The organism is Micromonospora palythoicola (assembly GCF_036689795.1).
Taxonomy (GTDB): domain Bacteria; phylum Actinomycetota; class Actinomycetes; order Mycobacteriales; family Micromonosporaceae; genus Micromonospora; species Micromonospora palythoicola.
Genome location: NZ_JBAGKI010000091.1, coordinates 1 through 21,652, shown reverse-complemented (window position 1 = coordinate 21,652; position 21,652 = coordinate 1). Strand labels below are relative to the sequence as shown.

General features: G+C 73.1%; 21 protein-coding genes. 12 read left to right on the top strand and 9 right to left on the bottom strand.

Annotation, left to right across the window (positions count from 1 at the left end):
- Positions 1 to 394 precede the first annotated feature (394 nt).
- Positions 395 to 1,687, bottom strand: coding sequence for a tyrosine--tRNA ligase (tyrS, locus tag V5O40_RS25940; protein ID WP_408631950.1), 1,293 nt, complete (start codon positions 1,685 to 1,687; stop codon positions 395 to 397).
- An 80-nt stretch (positions 1,688 to 1,767) separates the two neighbouring features.
- On the opposite strand from tyrS, the gene V5O40_RS25935 reads away from it, so the two are divergent.
- The 4 genes from V5O40_RS25935 (at position 1,768) to V5O40_RS25920 (ending at position 4,283) form a co-directional block, all read left to right on the top strand.
- Positions 1,768 to 2,175 carry a PaaI family thioesterase gene (locus V5O40_RS25935; RefSeq protein WP_332907893.1) on the top strand — a complete coding sequence of 136 codons (408 nt, stop codon included), beginning with the start codon at positions 1,768 to 1,770 and terminating at the stop codon, positions 2,173 to 2,175.
- A 188-nt stretch (positions 2,176 to 2,363) separates the two neighbouring features.
- Positions 2,364 to 3,590, top strand: coding sequence for an NRAMP family divalent metal transporter (locus V5O40_RS25930; protein ID WP_281580650.1), 1,227 nt, complete (start codon positions 2,364 to 2,366; stop codon positions 3,588 to 3,590).
- Positions 3,587 to 3,967: a hypothetical protein gene (locus V5O40_RS25925; protein WP_332907892.1), complete on the top strand. Its 381-nt coding sequence runs from the start codon at positions 3,587 to 3,589 to the stop codon at positions 3,965 to 3,967. Before V5O40_RS25930 ends, V5O40_RS25925 begins: the two co-directional genes overlap by 4 nt.
- A complete protein-coding gene (locus V5O40_RS25920; RefSeq protein ID WP_269737389.1) occupies positions 3,954 to 4,283 on the top strand; it encodes a PRC-barrel domain-containing protein in 330 nt (109 codons plus the stop codon). Before V5O40_RS25925 ends, V5O40_RS25920 begins: the two co-directional genes overlap by 14 nt.
- Before the next feature lie 56 nt (positions 4,284 to 4,339).
- Here the strand turns inward: V5O40_RS25920 and V5O40_RS25915 are convergent, their stop codons facing one another.
- The 3 genes from V5O40_RS25915 to V5O40_RS25905 all read right to left on the bottom strand — a co-directional run bounded on the left by V5O40_RS25915 (position 4,340) and on the right by V5O40_RS25905 (position 7,044).
- Positions 4,340 to 5,737: a hemolysin family protein gene (locus V5O40_RS25915; RefSeq protein WP_332907891.1), complete on the bottom strand. Its 1,398-nt coding sequence runs from the start codon at positions 5,735 to 5,737 to the stop codon at positions 4,340 to 4,342.
- Positions 5,738 to 5,859: 122 nt separating this feature from the next.
- Positions 5,860 to 6,495, bottom strand: coding sequence for a hypothetical protein (locus V5O40_RS25910; protein ID WP_332907890.1), 636 nt, complete (start codon positions 6,493 to 6,495; stop codon positions 5,860 to 5,862).
- Between the two features lie 48 nt (positions 6,496 to 6,543).
- Positions 6,544 to 7,044, bottom strand: coding sequence for a GNAT family N-acetyltransferase (locus V5O40_RS25905; protein ID WP_332907889.1), 501 nt, complete (start codon positions 7,042 to 7,044; stop codon positions 6,544 to 6,546).
- Positions 7,045 to 7,173: 129 nt separating this feature from the next.
- On the opposite strand from V5O40_RS25905, the gene ppdK reads away from it, so the two are divergent.
- From ppdK to V5O40_RS25880, 5 genes are all read left to right on the top strand, one after another.
- Positions 7,174 to 9,834: a pyruvate, phosphate dikinase gene (gene ppdK / locus V5O40_RS25900; protein WP_332907888.1), complete on the top strand. Its 2,661-nt coding sequence runs from the start codon at positions 7,174 to 7,176 to the stop codon at positions 9,832 to 9,834.
- A gap of 12 nt (positions 9,835 to 9,846) precedes the next feature.
- On the top strand, positions 9,847 to 10,287 hold the full coding sequence (locus tag V5O40_RS25895) for a hypothetical protein (RefSeq protein ID WP_332907887.1): 441 nt from the start codon (positions 9,847 to 9,849) through the stop codon (positions 10,285 to 10,287).
- Between the two features lie 301 nt (positions 10,288 to 10,588).
- Positions 10,589 to 13,228: a cation-translocating P-type ATPase gene (locus V5O40_RS25890; RefSeq protein WP_332907886.1), complete on the top strand. Its 2,640-nt coding sequence runs from the start codon at positions 10,589 to 10,591 to the stop codon at positions 13,226 to 13,228.
- Positions 13,228 to 14,124 carry a universal stress protein gene (locus tag V5O40_RS25885; RefSeq protein WP_332907885.1) on the top strand — a complete coding sequence of 299 codons (897 nt, stop codon included), beginning with the start codon at positions 13,228 to 13,230 and terminating at the stop codon, positions 14,122 to 14,124. Before V5O40_RS25890 ends, V5O40_RS25885 begins: the two co-directional genes overlap by 1 nt.
- A gap of 66 nt (positions 14,125 to 14,190) precedes the next feature.
- Complete coding sequence (locus V5O40_RS25880; RefSeq protein WP_332907884.1) at positions 14,191 to 15,036, top strand: universal stress protein; 846 nt, start codon at positions 14,191 to 14,193, stop codon at positions 15,034 to 15,036.
- A gap of 47 nt (positions 15,037 to 15,083) precedes the next feature.
- Here the strand turns inward: V5O40_RS25880 and V5O40_RS25875 are convergent, their stop codons facing one another.
- The 5 genes from V5O40_RS25875 to V5O40_RS25855 all read right to left on the bottom strand — a co-directional run bounded on the left by V5O40_RS25875 (position 15,084) and on the right by V5O40_RS25855 (position 19,265).
- Positions 15,084 to 15,707 carry an FMN reductase gene (locus V5O40_RS25875; RefSeq protein ID WP_332907883.1) on the bottom strand — a complete coding sequence of 208 codons (624 nt, stop codon included), beginning with the start codon at positions 15,705 to 15,707 and terminating at the stop codon, positions 15,084 to 15,086.
- Entirely contained in the window at positions 15,704 to 16,843 is a 1,140-nt protein-coding gene (locus tag V5O40_RS25870) for an LLM class flavin-dependent oxidoreductase (RefSeq protein WP_332907882.1), read from the bottom strand. Before V5O40_RS25870 ends, V5O40_RS25875 begins: the two co-directional genes overlap by 4 nt.
- Positions 16,844 to 17,009: 166 nt before the next feature.
- A complete protein-coding gene (locus tag V5O40_RS25865; RefSeq protein ID WP_332907881.1) occupies positions 17,010 to 17,615 on the bottom strand; it encodes a DNA-3-methyladenine glycosylase in 606 nt (201 codons plus the stop codon).
- Between the two features lie 100 nt (positions 17,616 to 17,715).
- Positions 17,716 to 18,408, bottom strand: coding sequence for a response regulator transcription factor (locus V5O40_RS25860; protein ID WP_332907880.1), 693 nt, complete (start codon positions 18,406 to 18,408; stop codon positions 17,716 to 17,718).
- Positions 18,405 to 19,265, bottom strand: a complete 861-nt coding sequence (locus V5O40_RS25855) for a sensor histidine kinase (RefSeq protein ID WP_332907879.1) — start codon at positions 19,263 to 19,265, stop codon at positions 18,405 to 18,407. The genes V5O40_RS25860 and V5O40_RS25855 overlap by 4 nt, the downstream gene beginning before the upstream one ends.
- 124 nt (positions 19,266 to 19,389) lie before the next feature.
- Between V5O40_RS25855 and V5O40_RS25850 the strand changes: the two genes are divergently transcribed.
- The 3 genes from V5O40_RS25850 to V5O40_RS25840 are packed head-to-tail and all read left to right on the top strand — an operon-like array spanning position 19,390 to position 21,610.
- Complete coding sequence (locus V5O40_RS25850; protein ID WP_332907878.1) at positions 19,390 to 20,109, top strand: ABC transporter ATP-binding protein; 720 nt, start codon at positions 19,390 to 19,392, stop codon at positions 20,107 to 20,109.
- Positions 20,106 to 20,891, top strand: coding sequence for a hypothetical protein (locus V5O40_RS25845; RefSeq protein ID WP_332907877.1), 786 nt, complete (start codon positions 20,106 to 20,108; stop codon positions 20,889 to 20,891). Before V5O40_RS25850 ends, V5O40_RS25845 begins: the two co-directional genes overlap by 4 nt.
- The gene (locus V5O40_RS25840) at positions 20,888 to 21,610 is read left to right on the top strand and encodes a hypothetical protein (protein WP_332907876.1); all 723 of its coding nucleotides are present in this window, start codon (positions 20,888 to 20,890) and stop codon (positions 21,608 to 21,610) included. The genes V5O40_RS25845 and V5O40_RS25840 overlap by 4 nt, the downstream gene beginning before the upstream one ends.
- Positions 21,611 to 21,652: the final 42 nt, after the last annotated feature.

The following is a 21,652-nucleotide window of genomic DNA, read 5'->3' as shown; positions in this document are numbered from 1 at the left end:
CGGTGGTTTCTGTCGTGTCAAACCGGCTTGCACCGGTCTGTCGCAACTTCCACCCATTTCTCCGGGCACCACGAGCAAGCCGGCTCTCGCCGTTCCTGTCGTGGTTGTGGCAGGCCAGCCGCTGCGGTCTCCCGCGAGCGCGCCTGGGGCCCTGCCGGTCGTCAACCATACCCGGTCGGTTTCGCCCCGCCAAATCCGCCTCCCGGCGAATCTGGGGCACCACCCGGTTCGAACACCTGGCCGTAGCTCTTGGCCCGAAAGGTCTACCTGCGCTCCGGCCTGAGGCTTTCGCCCCGTTCGTCCGTTCCGCGCTGGCAGAGAGAAAGTTACGCGTCCGGCGGATTGATCGTCAAATCCGCCGGACGCGTCCCGCGTCACACCTGGCCGGGCAGGGTCAGGACCCGACCTCCACCCCGGCGAAGGAACGCTTGCCCCGCCGGAGCACGAGGTACCTGTCGTGCAGCAGATCCGCCGGCGAGACCACAGCGTCCGCCGCGACGACGCGGATGTTGTTGACGTAGGCGCCACCCTCGGCGATCACCCGCCGGGCCTCCTTCATGCTCGGCACCAGGCCGGACTCCTTGAACAGGGTGGCCACGTCCGGCAGGTCGTCCAGGCGTACCAGTCCGGCCTCGGTGAGGGCGGCGCGCAGCGTCACCGCCGACAGCTCGTCGAGTGAGCCCCGGCCGAAGAGTGCCTGACTGGCCGCGACCACCTGAGCCATCTCCCGCTCGCCGTGCACCAGGGTGGTCAACTCCTCGGCGAGAGCGCGCTGGGCGGCCCGGGACGCCGGGCGCTCCGCCGTCTCCTTCTCCAACTCCTCCAGTTCCTCCCGGCTGCGGAAGCTGAAGTAGCGCAGGTAGCGGCCCACGTCCCGGTCGTCGACGTTGATCCAGAACTGGTAGAAGGCGTACGGGCTGGTCATCTCGGGATCGAGCCAGATCGCGCCGCCCTCGGTCTTGCCGAACTTCGAGCCGTCCGACCTGGTCACCAGCGGGGTGGTGAACGCCTGGACCGGCCCGAGCCCGCGCCGCCGGACGTAGTCGACTCCGGCGGTGATGTTGCCCCACTGGTCCGAACCACCGAACTGGAGCTGGCAGCCGTGCCGTCGGTGCAGCTCGAAGAAGTCGTTGGCCTGGAGCAGCTGGTAGCTGAACTCGGTGAAGCTGATGCCGCTCTCCAGCCGGGCCCGGACCACCTCACGGGCCAGCATCCGGTTCACCGGGAAGTGCTTGCCCACGTCACGCAGGAACTCCACCACCGACATCTCGCCGGTCCAGTCCAGGTTGTTGACCAGGCGGGCGGCATGGTCCCCGGTGTACGACACGAAGGGCGCGAGCTGGTCACGGATCCGCTGGACCCAGCTCGCCACGACCTCCGGCGGGTTGAGGGTCCGTTCCGCGCTCTCCTTCGGATCACCGATCTGCCCGGTGGCGCCCCCGACCAGCAGCAGTGGCCGGTGCCCGGCGAGTTGGAGGCGACGGGCGGTGGTGACCTGCATCAGGTGGCCGACGTGCAGGCTCGGCGCGGTCGGGTCGAAGCCCACGTAGAAGGCGGCTCCCGGGCCGTCGAGCAGCGCGCGCAGCTCGTCCGGGTCGGTGGAGTCCTGGAGCAGACCCCGCCAGCGCAGGTCATCGGTCAGGGAGTCCCGCCGGGCCGGCGGGAGGGTGCTGTCGGTCACGGTCACCGATTGTCCCCCATCAGCCCGGTCCGGCCCTACCGGGTTCCGGCGACGGGCAGCGGCACTAGGCTGACCAGTCCAAGATCATGGAGGTGGCCGTGGACGTGTCGACGATGTCGGGTGGCTTCTTCGCCCTGCTCGGACTGGAGTTGGACGAGATCAGCGGGGACCGGGTCACGATCCGCTGGCGGGTCCGCCCGGAGTTGCACCAGCCGTACGGCATCCTGCACGGCGGGGTCCACTGCTCGGTGGTGGAGACGGCGGCGAGCCTGGGCGCCGGTGTCTGGTTGGGTGAGCGCGGGCGGGTGGTCGGCGTGTCCAACCAGACCGATTTCCTGCGGGCCGTGGGCGAGGGTGAGTTGGTCGCGGTCGGCACCCCGGTGCACCGGGGGCGGAGCCAGCAGCTGTGGCAGGTGGAGATCGCGGACGCGGACGGGCGGCTGGTCGCCCGGGGCCAGGTCCGCCTCCAGAACCTCTACCCGGCCGCGGACTGACAGGAGCCACGCCCGACCAGGGCGGCCGGATCGCCGAGCGGGCCGCACACCGTCGGCAGGGACACTGCGCACAGCGGACCGCCGCTCGTCCTTGCCGCCGTACCTGAGCAGCGCTGAGGGCGGTTTCGGGTAGATGGCGGCTTTGGTGGCGTTATCGTCGCGACGATGACCGAGCCCGTACCGCCGACGTGAGGAAGCTTCTCGCCGCCACGCTCGGCATCCTGTCCGCGGTCGGCGGCTTCGTCGACATCGGCGACCTGGTCGCCGCCGGCCAGGCCGGGGCCCGCTTCGGCATGGCGCACACCTGGGTGCTGCTGCTCGGGGTCGTCGCCATCTGCGCGTACGCGGAAATGGCCGGACGGATCGCGGCGGTGACCGGGCGGGCGGTGTTCGACCTGGTCCGGGAGCGGCTCGGCGCGCGGATGGCACTGCTCAACCTGGTGGCGTCGTACCTGGTCACGGTGATCACCCTGGCCGCCGAACTGGGCGGGGTGGCGCTGGCGTTGCGGCTGGCCACCGGCGTGCCGTACCTGCTCTGGGTGCCGGTCGCCGGGATCGCGGTCTGGCTGGTGCTGTGGCGGATGCGGTTCCCGGTGATGGAACGGGTCTTCGGGCTGGCCGGGCTCGCCCTGGTGGTGTTCGCCGTCGCCCTGTTCTGGCTGCCGACCGACTGGGCGGCGCTCGGCCGCGGTGCGGTGACACCTGGGGACTCGGGTCAGGGGTGGGGGGCGTACTGGTTCGTCGCGGTGGCGCTGTTCGCCTCGACGGTCAGCCCGTACGAGGTCTTCTTCTTCTCCTCCGGCGGGGTCGAGGAACGGTGGAGCGCCACCGACCTGGCCGACGCCCGCTTCAGCGTGCTCGTCGGCTTTCCGGTCGGCGGCTTCCTCGCGCTGTCCCTGATGGCCACGGCGACGGTGGTGCTGCGCCCCGCCGGCCTGTCGGTGGACGGTCTCGACCAGGTCGCGCATCCGGTGGTGCTGGCCTTCGGCTCGGTCGGCCTGGCCGTGGCCGCGCTGGCGTTCTTCGCGGTCACCTTCGGCGCCGCGTTGGAGACCGGTCTGTCCGCCGCGTACGCCGCCGCGCAGTACTTCGGCTGGCAGTGGGGTAAACGGGTGAGCCCGCACGAGGCGGCCCGCTTCCACACGGTGCTGCTGGTCAGCGTGCTGCTCGGGGTGCTCGCGCTGCTCACCACGGTCGACCCGGTGACCCTCACCGAATACATGCTGATCATCAGCGCGGTGGCGTTGCCGCTGACCTACCTGCCGATCCTGGTGGTCGCCAACGACCGCACCTACCTCGGTGACCGGGTCAACGGCCGAGCCCTCAACCTGCTGGGCGCGGTGCTGTTGCTGGTCATCCTCGCGGCCTCGATCGTCGCCGTGCCGCTGGCGATCGGTACGAGGATGGGCCAGTGAGGATCCAGGTCAGCCAGGAACTGCTCGACCGGCAACTGGTCGACCGGGACGGGCGGCTGGTCGGCAAGGTCGACGACGTGGAGTTCGCGCTCGACGCGGACGGGGTGCCGTACCTGCGGTCGTTGCTGAGCGGGCCGGGCGCGCTCGGGCAGCGGGTCGGCGGTCGCCTCGGCCGGATGCTGGTGCTGACCGCCGAGCGGTTCGTCACGGACCGGCCGATGGCGCCGCTACGCATCCCGTACCCGCTCGTCGAACGGGTCGACAGTGCGGTGTGGCTGCGGGTGCGGGCCGACGAACTGCCCACCTCGCCGGTGGAGCAGTGGCTGCGCCGGCACGTGATCGACCGGATTCCGGGAGCGCACCGTGCGAGCGGGTGACCTGCTGGGGCGTACCGCGTACGACCCTCAGGGCCGGCGCCTGGGTCGGGTGGTGGACCTCGTGCTGCGTGGCCCCGCCGACGGCCCGCTGCGGCTGACCGACCTGGTCGTCACCCGACACTGGTACGGCCGGTTGAGTGGCCGGCTGATCGGTCCGCAACGGCACCCGTCCGGCCCCTGGGCGATCCGCGCGCTGGCCCGCCTGCTCGCTCGCAGCACCTGGCAGGTGCCGGTGCACCGGGTGCGGTTGGACCCGCCGCTGCCTGGGCCGCCCGATCCGGGTCGGCCGCGCGACGCTGGCCCGGAGCCGGCGTGAGCAGGCGTGCGGGGCTACGCCGGCGGCCCGCGCGGTCGGGCCCGTTCGCCCGGTGCTCAGCGCCGGGTGCCGTCCAGCACCGACGGCGAGTCGGCCGGCGGCACCGCCGCGTCGTCCGGCTGCGCGTCGGGTTCGTCCGGCGCCCGCCCGGTTGTCTCGGCGGCGTCCGGGTCCGCGGATCCCGTTGCGGTACGGCGCAGCCGGACACCGGAGACCGCCCGGTCGTCGGCGACCGTCACCTCCAGCCGCCAGCCGTCGACGGTGAGCTGCTCCCCGGCGTGCGGGATCCGGCCGAGACCGGCCAGCAGCAGCCCGGCCACGGTGGTGTAGTCGCCGTCCGGCCGTCCGGGCAGCTCCACCCCGATGTCGGGCAGGTCGTGGACGGGGAAGGTGCCCGGCAGCAGCAGTGCCCCGTCGTCGTCGGTGCGGACCGCACCGACATCCCGGTCGGTCTCGTCGTAGATCTCCCCGACGATCTCCTCCAGGATGTCCTCCAGGGTGACGATGCCCTCGACGGCGCCGCGCTCGTCGACGACCAGGGCCATGTGCTGGCGTTCGGCCTTGAACCGGCGCAGCGCGTCGACCACCGGCACCGAGTCCGGCAGCAGCAGCGGCGGGCGGGCGTACTCGTCGACCGGCTGATCGTCGCCGACGCCGACCAGGTCCCGCAGGTGGATGACGCCCACCGAGTCGTCCAGGCCGCCGTGGCGTACCACCGGCGCGCGGGAGTGCCCGGAGGCGGCAAGCACGAGTCGGGCGGCCTCCGCGGTGGTGCCGCTGTCCAGGCAGAAGACCCGCAGCCGCGGCACCAGCACCGCCCGCAGCCTGCGCTCGGCGATCTCCACCGCTCCGGCGATGATGGTCTGCTGCTCCTTGGTGAAGCCGTGGTGGCCGGCCACGATGTCCCGCAGCTCGTCCGGACTGATCTCGTCCCGCTCGGGCTTCGGGTCCAGGCCGACCAGCCGTACCACCAGGTCGCTCGTGGCGCCGAGCACCCAGACGACCGGCCGGGTGAAGCCGGCGAGCAGATCCAGCGGGCGGGCGACGAGCAGCGCCCACCGCTCCGGAACCTGCATGGCGATCCGTTTCGGGGCCAACTCACCGAAGACCAGGGTGACGAAGGTCAGCACCAGCGTGACGAGCACCACGGAGATCGGGCCGGCGGCCCGGCCGAAGACGCCGTCCAGCAGCGGAACCAGCGGCTTGGCCAGCGACACCGCGGCGGCGGCCGAGGCGAGGAACCCGGCAAGCGTGATGCCGATCTGGATGGTGGCCAGGAAGCGGTTCGGGTCGCGGGCCAGCCGGGCCAGCACCCGACCGGTGCGTCCACTGCGTTCCAGTCGCTGGACCTGGCTGTCGCGCAGCGACACCAACGCCAGCTCGCTGCCGGCGAAGATCGCGTTCACCACGATCAGGACCGCGACCAGGGCCAGCTGGCTCCAGTAGCTCTGCACGCCTGGTTCTCCCTCGCTGGACCGCGCCGGGTGGCGCCGCCGGTGGCGGCCCCGCCGACGTAGCGGAGCCTATGCCCACTCGCTCCGGCGGTGAATCATCACCAGGTGGGGCCGGGGCGCGCTCAGCTCTGTGGCAGCGCCGGCGCCGGCAGGTCCAGCACGTACGACTCCCCCGCGCGGCGGAACCCGAGGCGGTGGTAGTACGGGGCGATCATGCCCGGCGGGCTCAGCACCTGGCGGAACCCCCGGTCGGTGAACAGGCTGCTGCGCCGGTAGACGAACTCGCCGGGGGTGAAGTCACGAAACGGCGGGGTGACGTAGTCCAGGTCGACCTGGGCCACCCCGTCGCCGGCGTCGCGGACCAGTACCACACCGACGACCTCGTCGGCGCGTACCACCAGGAAGGCCGAACGGCCGACCGGCCGGTCCGGACGGAAACCCGGGTTGAACCGGGCGATGTCGGCGGCGTGCACCCGCAGCGTGTGGGCCAGGAACGCGTCGTCGGCACCCACCTCCACCACCTGGTAGGTCTGCTCGTCGTGGCGGGTGGTGAGCAACCGCCGCAGATACCAGATGTTGATCACGGCCAGCACCACGTTCAGCCCGACCATGGGCCACACCCGGATCGTGGCGTTGTAGCCGATCAGGACGGCACAGCCGACCAGGTTGAGGGCGCGCAGCCGCAGAATGCGCGTCTGCAGCAACGACCAGACCAGCAACGCGGAGCCGGCCCAGCCGACCAGTTCCAGCCAGTTCACCCCGCGAGGGTAGTCGCTGCCCTGGTCAGCCCGGGTGCCAGGGGCGAATCACGCCGGGTCGGTGTCGGGTACGGCCGGTAGTTCCAGGACGTACTCGTCGACGTCGTGACCGCGACCCGGGGCGTACGCGCGGTCGGTTCCCCGGACGACGAAGCCGCAGCGGCGCAGCACCGCCAGCGACGCGGCGTTGTCGGTGGCCGTCCGCGCGAACAGTGGCCGGCGGGTGACCTCCCGCAGCAGCGCGGTCAGGGCGCGGGTGGCGTAGCCACGGCCCCAGTACGCCCGGTCGATCCAGTAGCTGACCTCGAACTCGTCGCCGACCGGGAAGGCCAGCACGTGACCGACCACCGTGCCGTCGACGGTCACCGTGCGGGCCAGGTTGTCCGGGCCGGTGAGGATGCGGACCCAGTGCGCGGCGAACGCCCGCCGGTCCGTCGGGTCCGCAGCGCCGAACGCGGCCATCCGGCCGGCCTCCGGGTCGAGCTGGTGCGTGAAGAACTCCACCAGGTCGTCCTCGCGCACCGGGCGTAGCCGCAGGTCATCGGTCACCGGCCGACCATACGCGGTCCGGGTGGGGACCACCGGCCCGGTTCGGATCGGCTTTCGGCCCTGACCACGCCGGCGGCGGTGTTGCTACCAACGAGGCAGAGGCATCGACGGCGAAGTGGAGGCCGGGTCATGACCAGGTACGTGTACGACTTCATCGAGGGTGGCCGAGAGATGGCCGGCCTGCTCGGCGGCAAGGGCGCCAACCTCGCCGAGATGACCCGGCTCGGGCTGCCGGTGCCGCCCGGCTTCACCGTCAGCACCGACGCCTGCCGGGCGTACCTCGCCGACAAGGCGGTGCCCGACGGGCTGTTCGACGAGGTGAACGCTCATCTGCGGGAGGTCGAGGTGCGACTGGGCCGGCGGCTCGGCGACCCGGCCGAGCCGCTGCTGCTGGCCGTCCGTTCCGGCGGGCGCTACTCGATGCCCGGGATGATGGAGACGATCCTGGACATCGGGCTCAACGACGCCACCGTGACCGGCCTGGCCCGGATCAGCGGCGACGAGCGGTTCGCCTGGGACTCGTACCGACGGTTGATCCAGATGTTCGGTCGGACGGTGCACGGCGTGCCGGCCGAGGAGTTCGACCGGGAACTGGACGCGTTGCGGGCCACCGCCGGGCCGGACGGCCCGACCGCGGAGCAGTTGCACGGCCTGGTCGAGACGTACAAGAAGGTGTTCGCCGACCGGGTCGGTCACGAGTTCCCGCAGGCCCCGCACGAGCAGCTGTACCTGGCGATCCGGGCGGTCTTCGAGTCGTGGAACGCCGCCCGGGCGGTGCTCTACCGACGCCGCGAGCACATCTCCGACGACCTGGGCACGGCGGTCAACGTGATGGCGATGGTCTTCGGCAACCTGGGCCCGGACTCGGGTACCGGGGTGGCGTTCACCCGCGATCCGGCCACCGGCGCACCCGGTGTGTACGGCGACTACCTGTCCGACGCCCAGGGCGAGGACGTGGTGGCCGGGGTCCGCAACACGGTCGGGCTGGACGAGTTGTCCCGGCTCGACCCGGCCAGCTACCGGCGGCTGACCGGGATCATGACGACGCTGGAACGGCACTACCGGGATCTGTGCGACGTGGAGTTCACCATCGAACGGGGCCGGTTGTGGATGTTGCAGACCCGGGTCGGCAAGCGCACCGCGGCGGCGGCGTTCGTGATCGCCGCGCAACTGGCCGACGAGGGGCTGATCAGCTGGGACGAGGCGTTGACCCGGGTCAGTGGGGCGCAACTGGCCCAGCTGATGTTCCCCACCTTCGACCCGCAGGCCACGCCCGAGCCGCTCGCCACGGGCGTCGGTGCCTCGCCCGGGGCCGCCGCCGGCCGGGTGGTCTTCGACAACGCCGCCGCCACCGCGGCGGACGGGCCGGTGATCCTGGTCCGCCGGGAGACCAACCCGGACGACCTGCCCGGCATGATCGCCGCCGCCGGGATCCTCACCGCCCGGGGCGGCAAGACCTCGCACGCCGCCGTGGTCGCCCGGGGCATGGGGCGTACCTGCGTCTGTGGGGTGGAGGCGCTGCAGATCGACCCGGAGCGCGGCGAGTTCCGGGTCGGCGACACCACTGTCCGGGCCGGTGACCTCGTCTCCATCGACGGCACCACCGGGCGGATCTATCTCGGCGAGGTGCCGGTACGGCCCTCCCCGGTGACCCGCTACCTCGCCGGTGAACTGGCGCCGGAGACCGACCGGCTGGTCTCGGCGGTGGACCGGCTGCTGCGGCACGCGGACTCGGTGCGCCGGCTCGGCGTACGCGCCAACGCCGACACTCCCGCCGACGCGACGCGGGCGCGGGCGCTCGGCGCGGACGGCGTCGGGCTGTGCCGGACCGAGCACATGTTCCTCGGTGCCCGCCGGGCCCTGGTGGAGCGGTTGATCCTGGCCGACGGGCTGGACGAGGTCCACGCCGCGCTGGCGGAGCTGCTGCCGTTGCAGCGGGAGGACTTCGTCGCGATCCTCGCGGAGATGGACGGCCTGCCGGTGACCATCCGGCTGCTCGACCCGCCGTTGCACGAGTTCCTGCCCCCGTTGCCCGAACTGGCCGCGCGGGTGGCCCGGGCGGAGGCGCTCGGGCAGCACCCGGGTCGCGACGCGGTGCTGCTGGCCGCCGTCCGCCGGATGCAGGAGAGCAACCCGATGCTGGGCCTGCGTGGGGTCCGCCTGGGTCTGGTGGTGCCGGGCCTGTTCGCGATGCAGGTCCGGGCCGTGGCGGAGGCGGCGGCGCGGCGGGTGGCCGAGGGCGGCGACCCGCGCCCGGAGATCATGGTGCCGCTGGTCGTCGACGTGCACGAGCTGGCCGCCGTGCGGGCCGAGGTGGCCGACGTGCTGGCCACCGTGCCGGGTGCGCCGCCGATCCCGGTCGGCACGATGGTCGAGACACCGCGCGCGGCGCTGACCGCCGGGGCGATCGCGGGTGAGGCGGAGTTCTTCTCCCTGGGCACCAACGACCTGACCCAGACCACGTGGGCGTTCTCCCGGGACGACGGGGAGGGCTCGTTCCTCGGTGACTACCTGGAGCGGGGCATCGTCGAGGCGTCACCGTTCGAGACCGTCGACGTCGCCGGGGTGGGCCGGCTGGTCCGCCTGGCGGTGGCCGAGGGCCGCGCGGCGCGACCCGGGCTGACGGTCGGGGTCTGCGGCGAGCACGGCGGTGACCCGGAGTCGGTGGAGTTCTTCGCCGAGGCCGGACTGGACTACGTCTCCTGCTCGCCGTACCGGGTGCCGATCGCCCGCCTGGCCGCCGGCCGGGCCGCGGTGGCGCCGGACTGCGTCGGCTCCGACGCCCGATAGGAGGTGCCTGAGATGACCGCCATCTTCAATGCCACCGGGTCGGTGCCGCTGGCCCAGCCCCGACCGGTCGCGGAAACGGCGCAGCAGCCGGCGGTGCCGCTGTCGGTCGGGCCGGTGCTGGAGTTGCCCGGCACGTCGCCGGCCGCTCTGGTGCCGGTGATCCGCGACGGACGTCCGGTCGGCGTGTTCGTCGCCACCGGCGGGCACGTCCGGTACCGGCCGCTGCCCGATCCGGACCGGCTGCTGGTCGCCGCGGCCGGAGTGTTGACCGTCGGGCTGGTCACCGCCGGCGTCACGGCCCTGGGCCGGCGGCGACCACCCGCCGTCGGTCGGCTGAGCATGGGACCGGGCGGCTGGGTCAGCTTCCGCGGCGTACGGACACCGCCGCCGCGCGCCGCCCGCCCCTGGTGGGCCCGCCTGCTCCGGGCCCACCGACTGGTCGTCGAACGCTGACGGCGGCCTCTGGCGATCACTTCGGTGATGGTGCTGTCTCCTCCTCGGATCCTCGGATCCTCGGACGGAGGCAGCACCGTCAGCGATGTCGCTCGGATCAGGAACGACGTCGGGGCCGTCGGCATCCGGCCCCGACGGGCGGGCAGCGGGCCGACGTCACCGACGTGGGACGGGTCGGCAGGGCCGTTGGTCCCGGGGCGCGCGGGCGGATCGCCCCTGCCGGGCGGCGCCGGATGCGGCGAGGCTGGTGTCGAAGGGGCGGGCCGTCGGGGTGCGCCCGACGCACAGGGCGGAGCGGACGGTGACCGGACAGGTCCAGGTCGCGGACGGTGACGTACGCGGGGCGAGCATCGTCGTGACGGCACCCGCCACCGGGCTCAGCTCGACCGAGGCCGCCCGGCGGCTACAGGCCGACGGCCCCAACGCCGCCGCGACACCGCCCCGCCGGCATCTGGCGACCCGGGTCCTGCATCAGCTCTCCGATCCCCTGGTCGCCCTGCTGCTGGCCGCCGCCGTGGTCACCACGGTGCTGCGGGACTACCCCGACACCGTGGTGATCCTGCTCGTGGTCGCCGTGAACACGGCGATCGGGGTGGTGCAGGAGGTACGCGCCGACCGGGCCATCGCCGCGCTCGACCAGCTCGCCGCACCGACCGCCCGGGTGGTGCGGGACGGCCGGGACGCGGTGCTGCCCGCCACCGAACTGGTCCGGGGCGACCTGGTCCGGGTCGAGGCCGGCGACGTGGTCCCGGCCGACCTGCTGCTGCACGACGCGAGCCGGCTGCACCTGGACGAGTCGGCGTTGACCGGCGAATCGGTGCCGGTGCCCCGGGCGGCGGGCGAGGAGGCCAGCGCCGGCACGGTGGTGACCACCGGTCGGGCCGTCGGCACGGCGGTGCGCACCGGCGCGACCAGTGCGCTGGGCCGGATCGCCACCCTGGCGGCCAGCACCCGGCCGACGGCGACACCGTTGCAACGCCGGCTCGCCTCGCTCGGCCGGATCCTCGGCGGCGTCGCCGTGCTGCTGTCCGGGCTGGTCTTCGCCGTCGGCGTGGTCAGTGGTCGTCCCCTGGTGGAGATGGCGGTCACCGCGGTGAGCCTGGTGGTCGCCGCGGTGCCGGAGTCGCTACCGGCGGTGGTGACACTGGCGCTGGCGCTGGGGGCACGTCGGATGGCGGCGGCCCGGGCGATCCCCCGCCGGCTGCACGCGGTGGAGACGCTCGGCTCGGTCACCGTGATCGCCTCCGACAAGACCGGCACCCTGACCGAGGGACGGATGGCCGTGCAGTCGGCGGTCACCGGCGACGGCGCCCTGTTCGGTGTCACCGGCAGCGGGTACGCCCCGCACGGCACGGTGCACCGCGACGGCGCGCCGGTGGCGGTGCCGGACGAGCTGCGTCGGCTGGCCCGGGCGGGGCTGCTCTGCAACGACGCGACCCTCGCCCCGCCGACCGAGCAGCGACCCCGCTGGGGTGCGGTGGGCGATCCGCTGGAGGCGGCCCTGGTGGCCTTCGCGGCCCGCTGCGGCCTGGATCCGCAGACCACCCGCAACGCCTGGCCCCGGGTCGCCGAGCACCCCTTCGACCAGCAGCTACGCCGCATGACCACGGTGCACCGCTCCTGCGACCGTCGCTACCTGGTGGTGTGCAAGGGCGCTCCGGAGAACGTGCTCACCGCGCCGCTGCTCGACGCCGACGCCGACGAGTTGGCCGCCCTGACCGCCGCCGCGCACCGGCTGGCCGGTGCCGGGCTGCGGGTGCTGGCGTTGGCCGCCGCCGTGCTGGACACACCGCCGGCCGATCCCGCGCGTCCCGAGGGATTGCGCCCGCTGGGTCTGGTCGCCGTCGGCGATCCGCTGCGCGCCGCGGCGCCGGACATCGCCGACGGTTTCGCCGACGCCGGCGTGCGGCTGGTGCTGGTCACCGGCGACCATCCGGCCACCGCGGCGGCCATCGCCGGTCAGCTGGGGCTGTGGAGCGAGGGCGACCCGGTGGTACGCGGCGACGACGGTGATCCCGCCGCGGCCCCACCGGCGACCCGGGTGTACGCGCGTACGCAGCCGGAGCAGAAGCTCGACATCATCGCCGGGTTGCAGTCCCGGGGGCATGTGGTGGCGATGACCGGCGACGGCGTCAACGACGCGCCGGCGTTGCGCCGGGCCGACATCGGGGTGGCGATGGGTGGCGGTACCGAGGTGGCCCGGCAGGCGGCCGATCTGGTGCTGGTCGACGACGACCTGTCCACCGTGACCGCCGCGATCGGTGAGGGTCGCCGGATCTACGACAACATCCGCCGGTTCCTGCGTTACGCCCTCTCCGGCGGGGTGGCCGAGATCGCGGTGATGCTGCTCGGGCCGTTGTTCGGCCTGCCCGTACCGCTGCTGCCGGCCCAGATTCTCTGGATCAACCTGCTCACCCACGGGGTGCCCGGGGTGGCGCTGGGCGCCGAACCGGCCGAGCCGGGCTCGCTGCGCCGGGTGCCGCGCTCGCCGCAGGAGTCGGTGCTCGGCGCGGGTCTGGGCCGGCAGATCCTGGTCGGTGGTGCACTGATCGCGGCGGTGACCCTGGGCGCGGGCGTGCTCGCCGCCCACTGGAACCGGCCCTGGCAGTCGGTGATCTTCATCGTTCTCGGCCTGGCGCAGCTCGGGGTGGCGCTGGCGGTCCGCGCGCCACGTCCGCCCGGACAGCGGTGGGGCAACCTGGCGCTGCCGCTCGCGGTCGCCGCCTCCGCGCTGCTCCAGGTGGCCGGGGTGCTGCTGCCACCGCTGCGGGAGCTGCTCGGCACCGAGGTCCTCGGCGTCACCGAGCTGCTTGCCTGTGCCGCGGTGAGCGTCCTGCCCGGCCTGGCGCTGCGGCTCACCCGGCGTACGTCGGGCACCGATCTGCCCACCCTGACGCCGTCGGTACGCGAGGCTGACAGCGGAGTCGAGAAGGAGATGTGATGACCAGCAACACCGGCGCCCCCGTCGTGGTGGGCGTGGACGGTTCCGAGATCGCCCTGCACGCGGTGCGCGCCGCCGCGCGGGAGGCCGCGTACCGGCACCGCCCGCTGCGCGTCGTGCACGCGTTCATCTGGCCGCTGATGGGCGTGCCGCTGGGTCCCGCGCCGGGTGCGCCGGCCGATGGTGGGCTGCGCAACCAGGCCGAGCGGCACCTCGCCGACGCCGTCGCCGAGGCCGGCAAGGTCGCCCCGGAGGTGCCGGTGACCGCCGAGGTGGTCGACGGGTCGGCGAGCAGCATGCTGCTCGCCGAAGCCCGGGACGCGGCGCTCGTCGTCCTCGGCAACCGGGGCCTGGGCGGCTTCGCCGGGCTGCTGCTCGGCTCGGTGGCCGTCCAGGTCAGCGCCCACGCCGACGGCCCGGTGCTGGTGGTGCGCGGCGAGTCGCGGGCGGACGGGCCGGTGGTGGTCGGCGTCGACGGTTCGGAGCTGTCCCAGGAGGCCGTCCGGTTCGCCTTCGAGGAGGCGGCGTGGCGCGGCACCGAGCTGGTCGCGGTGCACGCCTGGCTCTATCCGACGCCGGTCGGTCCCGGTGACATCCTGCCCCTGGTCTACGACCTGGACGCCTTCCGGGACGAGGAGGAGCGCGTCCTCGCCGAGGCGGTGGCCGGCTGGTCCGAGCGGTATCCGGAGGTGCCGGTGCGGCGGCGGTTGGTGCGCGGCTCCCCGGGCCGGGCGCTGGTGGAGGAGTCCCGCACCGCCCAGGTGGTGGTGGTCGGCGCGCGGGGACGCGGCGCGTTGGGTGGGCTGCTGCTCGGTTCGGTCAGCCACGCCGTGCTGCACCACGCCCACTGCCCGCTGGCGATCGTCCGGAAGCTGCGTACGGTCGAGGGGACCTGACCGGTGGTGTGTCGACGCGTACCGGCGGCGGGACGCGTCGACAATGAACCCTGACCGACCGATGGAGTGACGATGACCCGACCTGTCGTGGTGGGGGTGGACGGATCGCCGCCGAGCCTGGTGGCCGCGGAGCACGCGGCACAGGCGGCGGTGTGGCGTTCCCGCCCGCTGCACCTGGTACACGGATACCTGCACCCGCTCGGCTACGGCGTGCCGATCAACCCGTACGAGGTGGGTGTGCCGGCGGCGTCGGAGGACGGCCGCAAGATGCTCGAACAGACCGCCGCCGAGCTGGTCGACCGGTGGCCGGGGCTGACGGTCGAGGTGCGTCAGGTGGCCGGCGGACCGGGTGCGACGCTTGTCGAGGAGTCCCGGCGGGCGGAGCTGGTGGTGGTGGGCAGCCGGGGCCTGGGCGGCTTCGCCGGGCTGCTGCTCGGCTCGGTCGGCACCCAGGTCGCCGCGCACGGCCACTGCCCGGTGCTGGTGATCCGCCCGCCCGACCGGCCGCTGCCCACGGAAGGGCCGGTGCTGGTCGGTGTGGACGGTTCGGAGTCGGCCGAACTCGCCGTCGGGTACGGCGCCGAGGAGGCCGGCCGGCGCGGTGGGACGCTGGTGCTGCTGCACGTCGCCGATGACGGCGACGACACCGGGGAGGCCGAGGCCCTGCTCGCCACCGCCGGTGCGGCGGCGCGCGGTAGCCGCCCGGGGCTGACCGTGCGGGAGCGGTTGATCGTCGCGCCCAAGGCGGACCAGGCGTTGATCGAGGCGACCGGGGACGCGGCGCTCGTGGTGGCCGGATCCCGCGGTCGGGGTGGCTTCGCCGGGCTGCTGCTCGGCTCGGTCAGCCAGACGCTTGTGCACCACGCCCGTTGCCCGGTGCTCATCGCCCATCCGTACCAGCCGGAGCAGTGACCACCTGTCGGCCGGGCCGCCGACGAGTGGCGGCCCGGCCGGTGGGATCAGCCGTCGCGGCCGGGGAGCAGCTGGTCGAAGCTGGTGGTGAGGGCGAACGGGTCGGCGGGTCCGCTGGACGGGGCGCTGCGCCGTACCAGTTCGGCGAGCTCCCGGCCGGCGCGCTCGATCCGGGCGCGCAGCGCACCGTCGACGGTCCCGCCGGACCAGTCCTCCGGTGCGGCGAAGACGGCGGTCGGCGCCACCACCGCCCGCAGATAGGTGAACATCGGACGCAGCGCGTGCTCCAGCGCCAGGGAGTGCCGTGCGGTGCCGCCGGTCGCCCCGATCAGGACGGCACGGCCGCCGAGCGCGTCGGCGTCGACCAGGTCGAAGAACGCCTTGAACAGCCCGTTGTACGAGGCGTTGAAGATCGGGCTGACGGCGATCAGCCCGTCGGCGCCGGTGACCTCGTCCAGCACCCGCCGCAACGGTTCCGCCGGAAAGCCGGTGAGCAGGTGGTTGACGATGTCGTGGGCGTGTTCGCGCAGCTCGACCGGGCGCAGCTCGACCTGCTCGCCGTGCCGGGTCAGCTCGTCGCGGGTGGCCGCGGCGAGCTGGTCGGCCAGCAACCGGGTCGACGAGGGCTGGCTGAGACCGGCCGAGACCACGGCGAGGGTACGCACGGTCATCGGGCGGCCTCCGGTGCCCGGCCGGTGACGTCGTCGACGGCGTGGACGGTGCTGTCACCGCCACCACCGGCGGCGGCCAGCAGCGAGGCGTGGGTCGGCGCCAGCGGCACGTGCGCCGGCCGCAGCGACTCGAACTCCTTCCGCAGCACCGGCACGACCTCCTCGCCGAGGAGATCCAGCTGCTCCAGGACGGTCTTCAACGGCAGCCCGGCGTGGTCGACGAGGAACAGCTGCCGCTGATAGTCACCCACGTAGTCGCGGAAGCCGAGCGTACGGTCGATGACCTGCTGCGGGCTGCCCACGGTCAGCGGGGTCTGGGCGGTGAACTCCTCAAGCGAGGGGCCGTGGCCGTAGACCGGCGCGTTGTCGAAGTAGGGGCGGAACTCACGCACCGCGTCCTGGGAGTTACGGCGCATGAACACCTGGCCACCGAGACCCACGATCGCCTGGTCGGCGGAGCCGTGGCCGTAGTGCTCGAAGCGCTGCCGGTACAGGCCGACCATCCGCCGGGTGTGCTCGGCGGGCCAGAAGATGTGGTTGGCGAAGAAGCCGTCGCCGTAGTACGCGGCCTGCTCGGCGATCTCCGGGCTGCGGATGGAGCCGTGCCACACGAACGGGGGTACGCCGTCGAGCGGGCGCGGCGTCGAGGTGAACGACTGCAAGGGGGTGCGGAACCGGCCCTTCCAGTCGACCACGTCCTCGCGCCACAACCGGCGCAGCAGGTCGTAGTTCTCGATGGCGAGCGGGATGCCGTTGCGGATGTCCTGCCCGAACCAGGGGTAGACCGGGCCGGTGTTGCCCCGGCCCATCATCAGGTCGACCCGGCCATCGGCGAGGTGCTGGAGCATCGCGTAGTCCTCGGCGATCTTCACCGGGTCGTTGGTGGTGATCAGCGTGGTCGCGGTGGACAGCAGCAGCCGCTCGGTGCGGGCGGCGATCCAGCCCAGCATGGTGGTGGGCGACGAGGGCACGAACGGCGGGTTGTGGTGCTCGCCGGTGGCGAAGACGTCGAGGCCGACCTCCTCGGCCTTCAACGCGATGGTGACCATCGCCTTGATCCGTTCGGCCTCGGTGGGCTCCCGGCCGTTCGTCGGGTCGACCGTGACGTCGCCGACGGTGAAGACTCCGAACTGCATGACCGCTCCCTCGTGTCGTCCGACCGGGCGGTGGTGCCCGACGCCTCCGACAACATATTTGACGAGTCAACTATTCCGCGAGCCCGCCTCGCACCAGTGTCCCCCGTCATGCCGGTCCCATCCCGGGCCGCGACCGGCAACGCCGTCGGCGGAACCGGACAACAGGTCAGGTTCGGCGTCGTGGCACGTGCCGGCGGTAGGGGCTGACGGTCGGGTCGCCGGTGATCCAGAAGCGCCAGGGCACGTCGTGCGCGGCGGCCACGCCGACCCGCGGACCGGCCGAGACGGCCGACGCCCCGACCGGGCGGGTCGGCGGCGTCAGCAGCAACGGCCCCGTCCCGTCGAGCATGTGGGTGCCGTTCGCCGACGCGTCGACGCCGAGCGCGACCACCAGCCGGGCCGGCCCCCGGGCCAGGTCCCGGTCGGCCACCTCACCGCGCCGCTTGCGGGCCAGGTCCACACCCTCGACCACCTCACCGGCGCGCAGCAGGACCGCCGCCGCCTCCCCCACGCCGCCGCAGACGACGTTGAGACACCAGTGCATGCCGAAGACGAAGTAGGTGTACGCGTGCCCCGCCGGGCCGAACATCACCGTCGTGCGGGGCGTCGGCCCACGATGCGCGTGCGAGGCGGGATCCACACCCGTGCCGGCGTACGCCTCGACCTCGGTCAGCCTGACCCGCACCCCGTTGGCCGACAGCTCCCAGCCCAGCAGGCCCCGCGCCGTCTGGGCGACGTCGACGGCCGGGGCGCTCAACCAGGAATGGTCCACGCCTCCAGGTAACCCGGCCGGGGCCCGACCGGCAAGCCGCGCTCCCGCGCTGGTCCGACCGGGCCACGGCCGCCGACATCCGGCAGGCAGGACGCGAAGATCAGGCAGAGGATCGAGGTGCGACGAGATCGTTCTCGTAGGCGGCGATGACGAGCTGGGCTCGATCACGGGCGTCGAGCTTGGCGAGCAGGTTGCCGACGTGCGTCTTGACGGTCTTGACCGAGATGGTGAGTGTCCGGGCGATCTCGTCGTTGGACAGGCCGCGGGCCACGAGAGACAGCACCTCGGTCTCGCGGCCGGTGAGCCTGTCGATCTTACGGCCCTCGGGCGGGCCGGGCCGGTCCAGGTAGTGCGCGACGAAGCGGGTGAGAATGCTGGGAGCGAAGAGGGACTCGCCCGCGTGGGTCCGTCGGATGGCGTCGACGAGTTGGTCCGGGTGGGCGTCCTTGAGCAGGAAGCCGTGCGCCCCGGCGCGCAGCGCGGCAGCCACGTACTCGTCGAGTGCGAACATGCTGAGCACGAGGATCCTGGTACCGCTCAGGTCGGTGGCGGCGGCGATGCGTCCGGTCGCTTCGATGCCGTCACCGTCGGGCATCCGAATGTCCATCAGGACGACGTCGGGTCGGCGTTCACGGGTGAGCGACACGGCCTCCTGTCCGGTGGCAGCCTGACCGACGACGGTGAGGCCCGGGGTGCCGTCGATGAGCACGGCGAGGCTGTGCCGCAGGAGCGGCTGGTCGTCCGCGACGAGCACCCGGATGCTTGTGGACCGACCCGCTGACTCAGCTGTCATCCGGACCGCCCGGCCGGCAGGCGCGCCGTGAGCTGAAAGCCCGGCCCGGCCGGGCCGGCGCGCAAGGCGCCGTCGAGCATGCTCACCCGCTCGCGCAGACCGTTCAGGCCGTGGCCGGCACCGGCGCGGGGTCGCCAGCCGGGGCGTGGACCGGTGTCCCGTACCTCCACCACGATCGCGTCGCCGTCGCGATCCACGGTGACGTGCACGCGGGTCGGCCCGGCGTGCCGGGCCGTGTTGCTCAGGCCCTCCCGGACGATCGCGCACACGGCGAGCTGCACGCCGGGTGGCACCTCACCGACCTTCCGCACCTCGACAGTGGCGACGATCCCGGCGGCGGTCGTGGAGCGCACGATCTCCGGCAGGGCGTCGAGTGTGTCGGGCGGCCGCAAGGGAGCGGGCTCGGCGCCGGGTGCGCGGAGCACGTCGAGCATCCGCCGCAGTTCGGCCGTGGTCTCCCGACCGACCTGTTCGATGTCGGACAGGGCGGCCGCCCGTTCGGCTTCACCGGTTGGCCCGGTCATCCGAGCGGCTGTGGCGGCACGCACGGTGACCAGGCCCAGGCCGTGCGAGACGAGATCGTGAAGCTCACGGGCGATGCGCAACCGTTCCGCCGCCGCGGCCCGCTCAGCCGCCCACGCGGTCAGCCGGTCCTCGTACACCCGCCGTTGCTGACGAGCGCCGATCACCGCCCAGAGCAACGCCGCGACGGCGGTCGTGGTGATCACCGTCAGCAGGAGCGTCCCGGCCGGCCCCACGGTGCCCGCCGTCATCAGGCACAGCAGCAGGGCCACCGGCACCGAGACGGCGACGGCGGACAGCCAGGGCCGCCGTGTCGGTCGCCCGTCAGGTGCCATCTCGTGAGTCTAGGAACCCGGACCGTGGCCTCACATCGGACCTGGGTCGGAGCGACCTGAGGTGGGCGGGCCGGCGGAAGTCCCGGCTCTGGTCCGATGACGCGGACCGGCACTCTGCGCTGACATGGTGCTCATGCTGTCAGTCGAGCGTCTGGTCAAGCGGCGCGGCTCCCGCGAGATCCTCACCGATGTCACCTTCCGGGCCGCACCGGGCCGGGTGACAGGTCTGCTGGGGCCGAACGGTGCGGGCAAGTCGTCCACCCTGCGCATCCTGTTGGGCCTGGACCGGGCGGATGCCGGCACGGCCCTGGTCGACGGCCAGCCGTACCGGCGCCTGCGCCAGCCGTTACGCACCGTCGGGTCGATGCTGGACGGCTCCGGCGCACACCGCTCCCGTACCGCGCGCAACCACCTCACCTGGATGGCGCGCAGCAACGGCATCCCGACTCGACGGGTGGCCGAGGTGCTCGATCAGGTCGGGCTCGGTGCCGCCGGAGGAACCAGGGTCGGCCGGTTCTCGCTCGGCATGTGCCAGCGGCTCGGCCTGGCCGCCGCGCTGCTCGGCGAACCCCGTGCACTCGTGCTCGACGAGCCGGTGAACGGGCTCGATCCGGAGGGCATCCGCTGGATCCGCGTCCTGCTGCGCGGGCACGCGGACGCCGGTGGCACCGTGCTGCTCTCCAGCCACCTGATGAGGGAGGTGGACGAGATCGCCGACGACCTGGTCGTCATCGCCAACGGCCGGGTCGTCGCCGCCGGCCCGATCCGCGAGGTCACGGCCGGCTACCCGACCCTGGAGGATGCCTTCTTCGCCCTCACCGGGCCGACGGCAGGTGGGCGATGACCTTCGTCGACACGGTCGTCGCCGAGATTCGCAAGACGGCGACGCTGCCGGCGACCACTGTCGCACTGGCTGTCACGGTGCTCGGTCCGGTCGCGATCACTCTGATCAACGCCGTCGGTGTCCGCGCCGCGCTGCGCAGCGGCCGGACCGAGCTGACGGCCTACACCTCGCCTGTCGAGGCGGTCTTCTCCGCGGTGCCGATCGGCACGGTCGGCGCGGTGGTCCTCGGCGTCGTCGCCGTTGGCGGCGAGTACACCGCGAACAGTGCCAGGATCGGCGGCGGTCGGCAGATCACCACGACCCTCACCGCCACCCCCAACCGCCTCGGTGTGCTGGCCGCCAAGGTCGTCACCGTCGTCCTGCTGGTCGCGGTCGCGGCTCTGGTGGTGATTCCCGCCTCGTTGGCGCTGGCGGGCGGGATAGTTGGCACCGACGCTCCGCCGGCACCGGAAGGGGTGCTGTCCCGCTGCGTCGGTGCCGGGATCTACTGGATGCTCACGGCGCTGATCGCCCTCGCGGTCACGGTCTTCACCCGCAACGGGATCGTCCCGATCATCGTGCTCGTGGTGAACAGCAGCCTCGTCTCGGTCTCCGTGCTGCTGTCGCACCTCACCCCGCTCGCGCGGTTCCTGCCCGATCTCGCGGGCATGAGCATGTTCGCCGGCGACCTGCTGGCGTTCGACGACGCGCTCGCCCCGGTCACGGGGGGCCTGGTCATGGCCACCTGGACGGCAGGGCTGCTCGCGCTGGCCAGTGCGGTCTTCCTGCGGCGGGACGCGTGATCCGCTTTTGCGCCCGCGCCACCGCCGCGGAGTTGACCAAGCTGTTCGGCCTGCCCGCGGTGCTGGCCGCGGTCCTCGGCACGATCGGCGCAGCCGTCGCCATCACCGGGGCGTTGGCCGCCTCGCCGGCCGGGGTGAACGAGCCGGTCGCAGTCGTCCTCCAGGCGGTGCCGTACCTGCAGGCCGGCACCATCTCGCTCGGCGTGCTCGCGGTCGGGACCGAGTACGCCGATGGGCAGATACACACCACCCTGCGGTGCGTGCCGGACCGCCTGGCCGTGCCGGCTGCCAAGACCCTCGCCTACCTGGCCTGGGCTACCGTGACCGCCGTCGCGGCGCTCGGCATCGGGCTGCTCACGGCCCGCGTCGCGCTGGCCGCGCGGAACGTCCCGGTGGTCACCGACGGTCTCCCGTGGAACGTCGTCGGCGCGGCGGTCCACCTCGCGCTCATCGGGTTGCTCGGGCTGACCTTTGCCGCGCTCCTGCGGGCCGTCGTCTCCGCTCTCGTCGTCACGCTCAGCCTGGTGCTGGTCGTCTCGCCGGTGCTGGACGCCGTCACCCCGCACGCTCGTTACCTGCCGGATCGGGCGGGTGACCTGCTCTACCGTCCCGACCCGGCACAGGTCCTGACGCCCGCCACCGGCCTGCTCGTTCTGCTCGGTTGGGTCGTTGTCATCGGCACCGGGGCGGTGGCCGCCTTCCGCCGCCGCGACGCCTGAGTCCGGGCGCGTCGAGGCGGCAGTTTCGGGGAAACTGTCGCC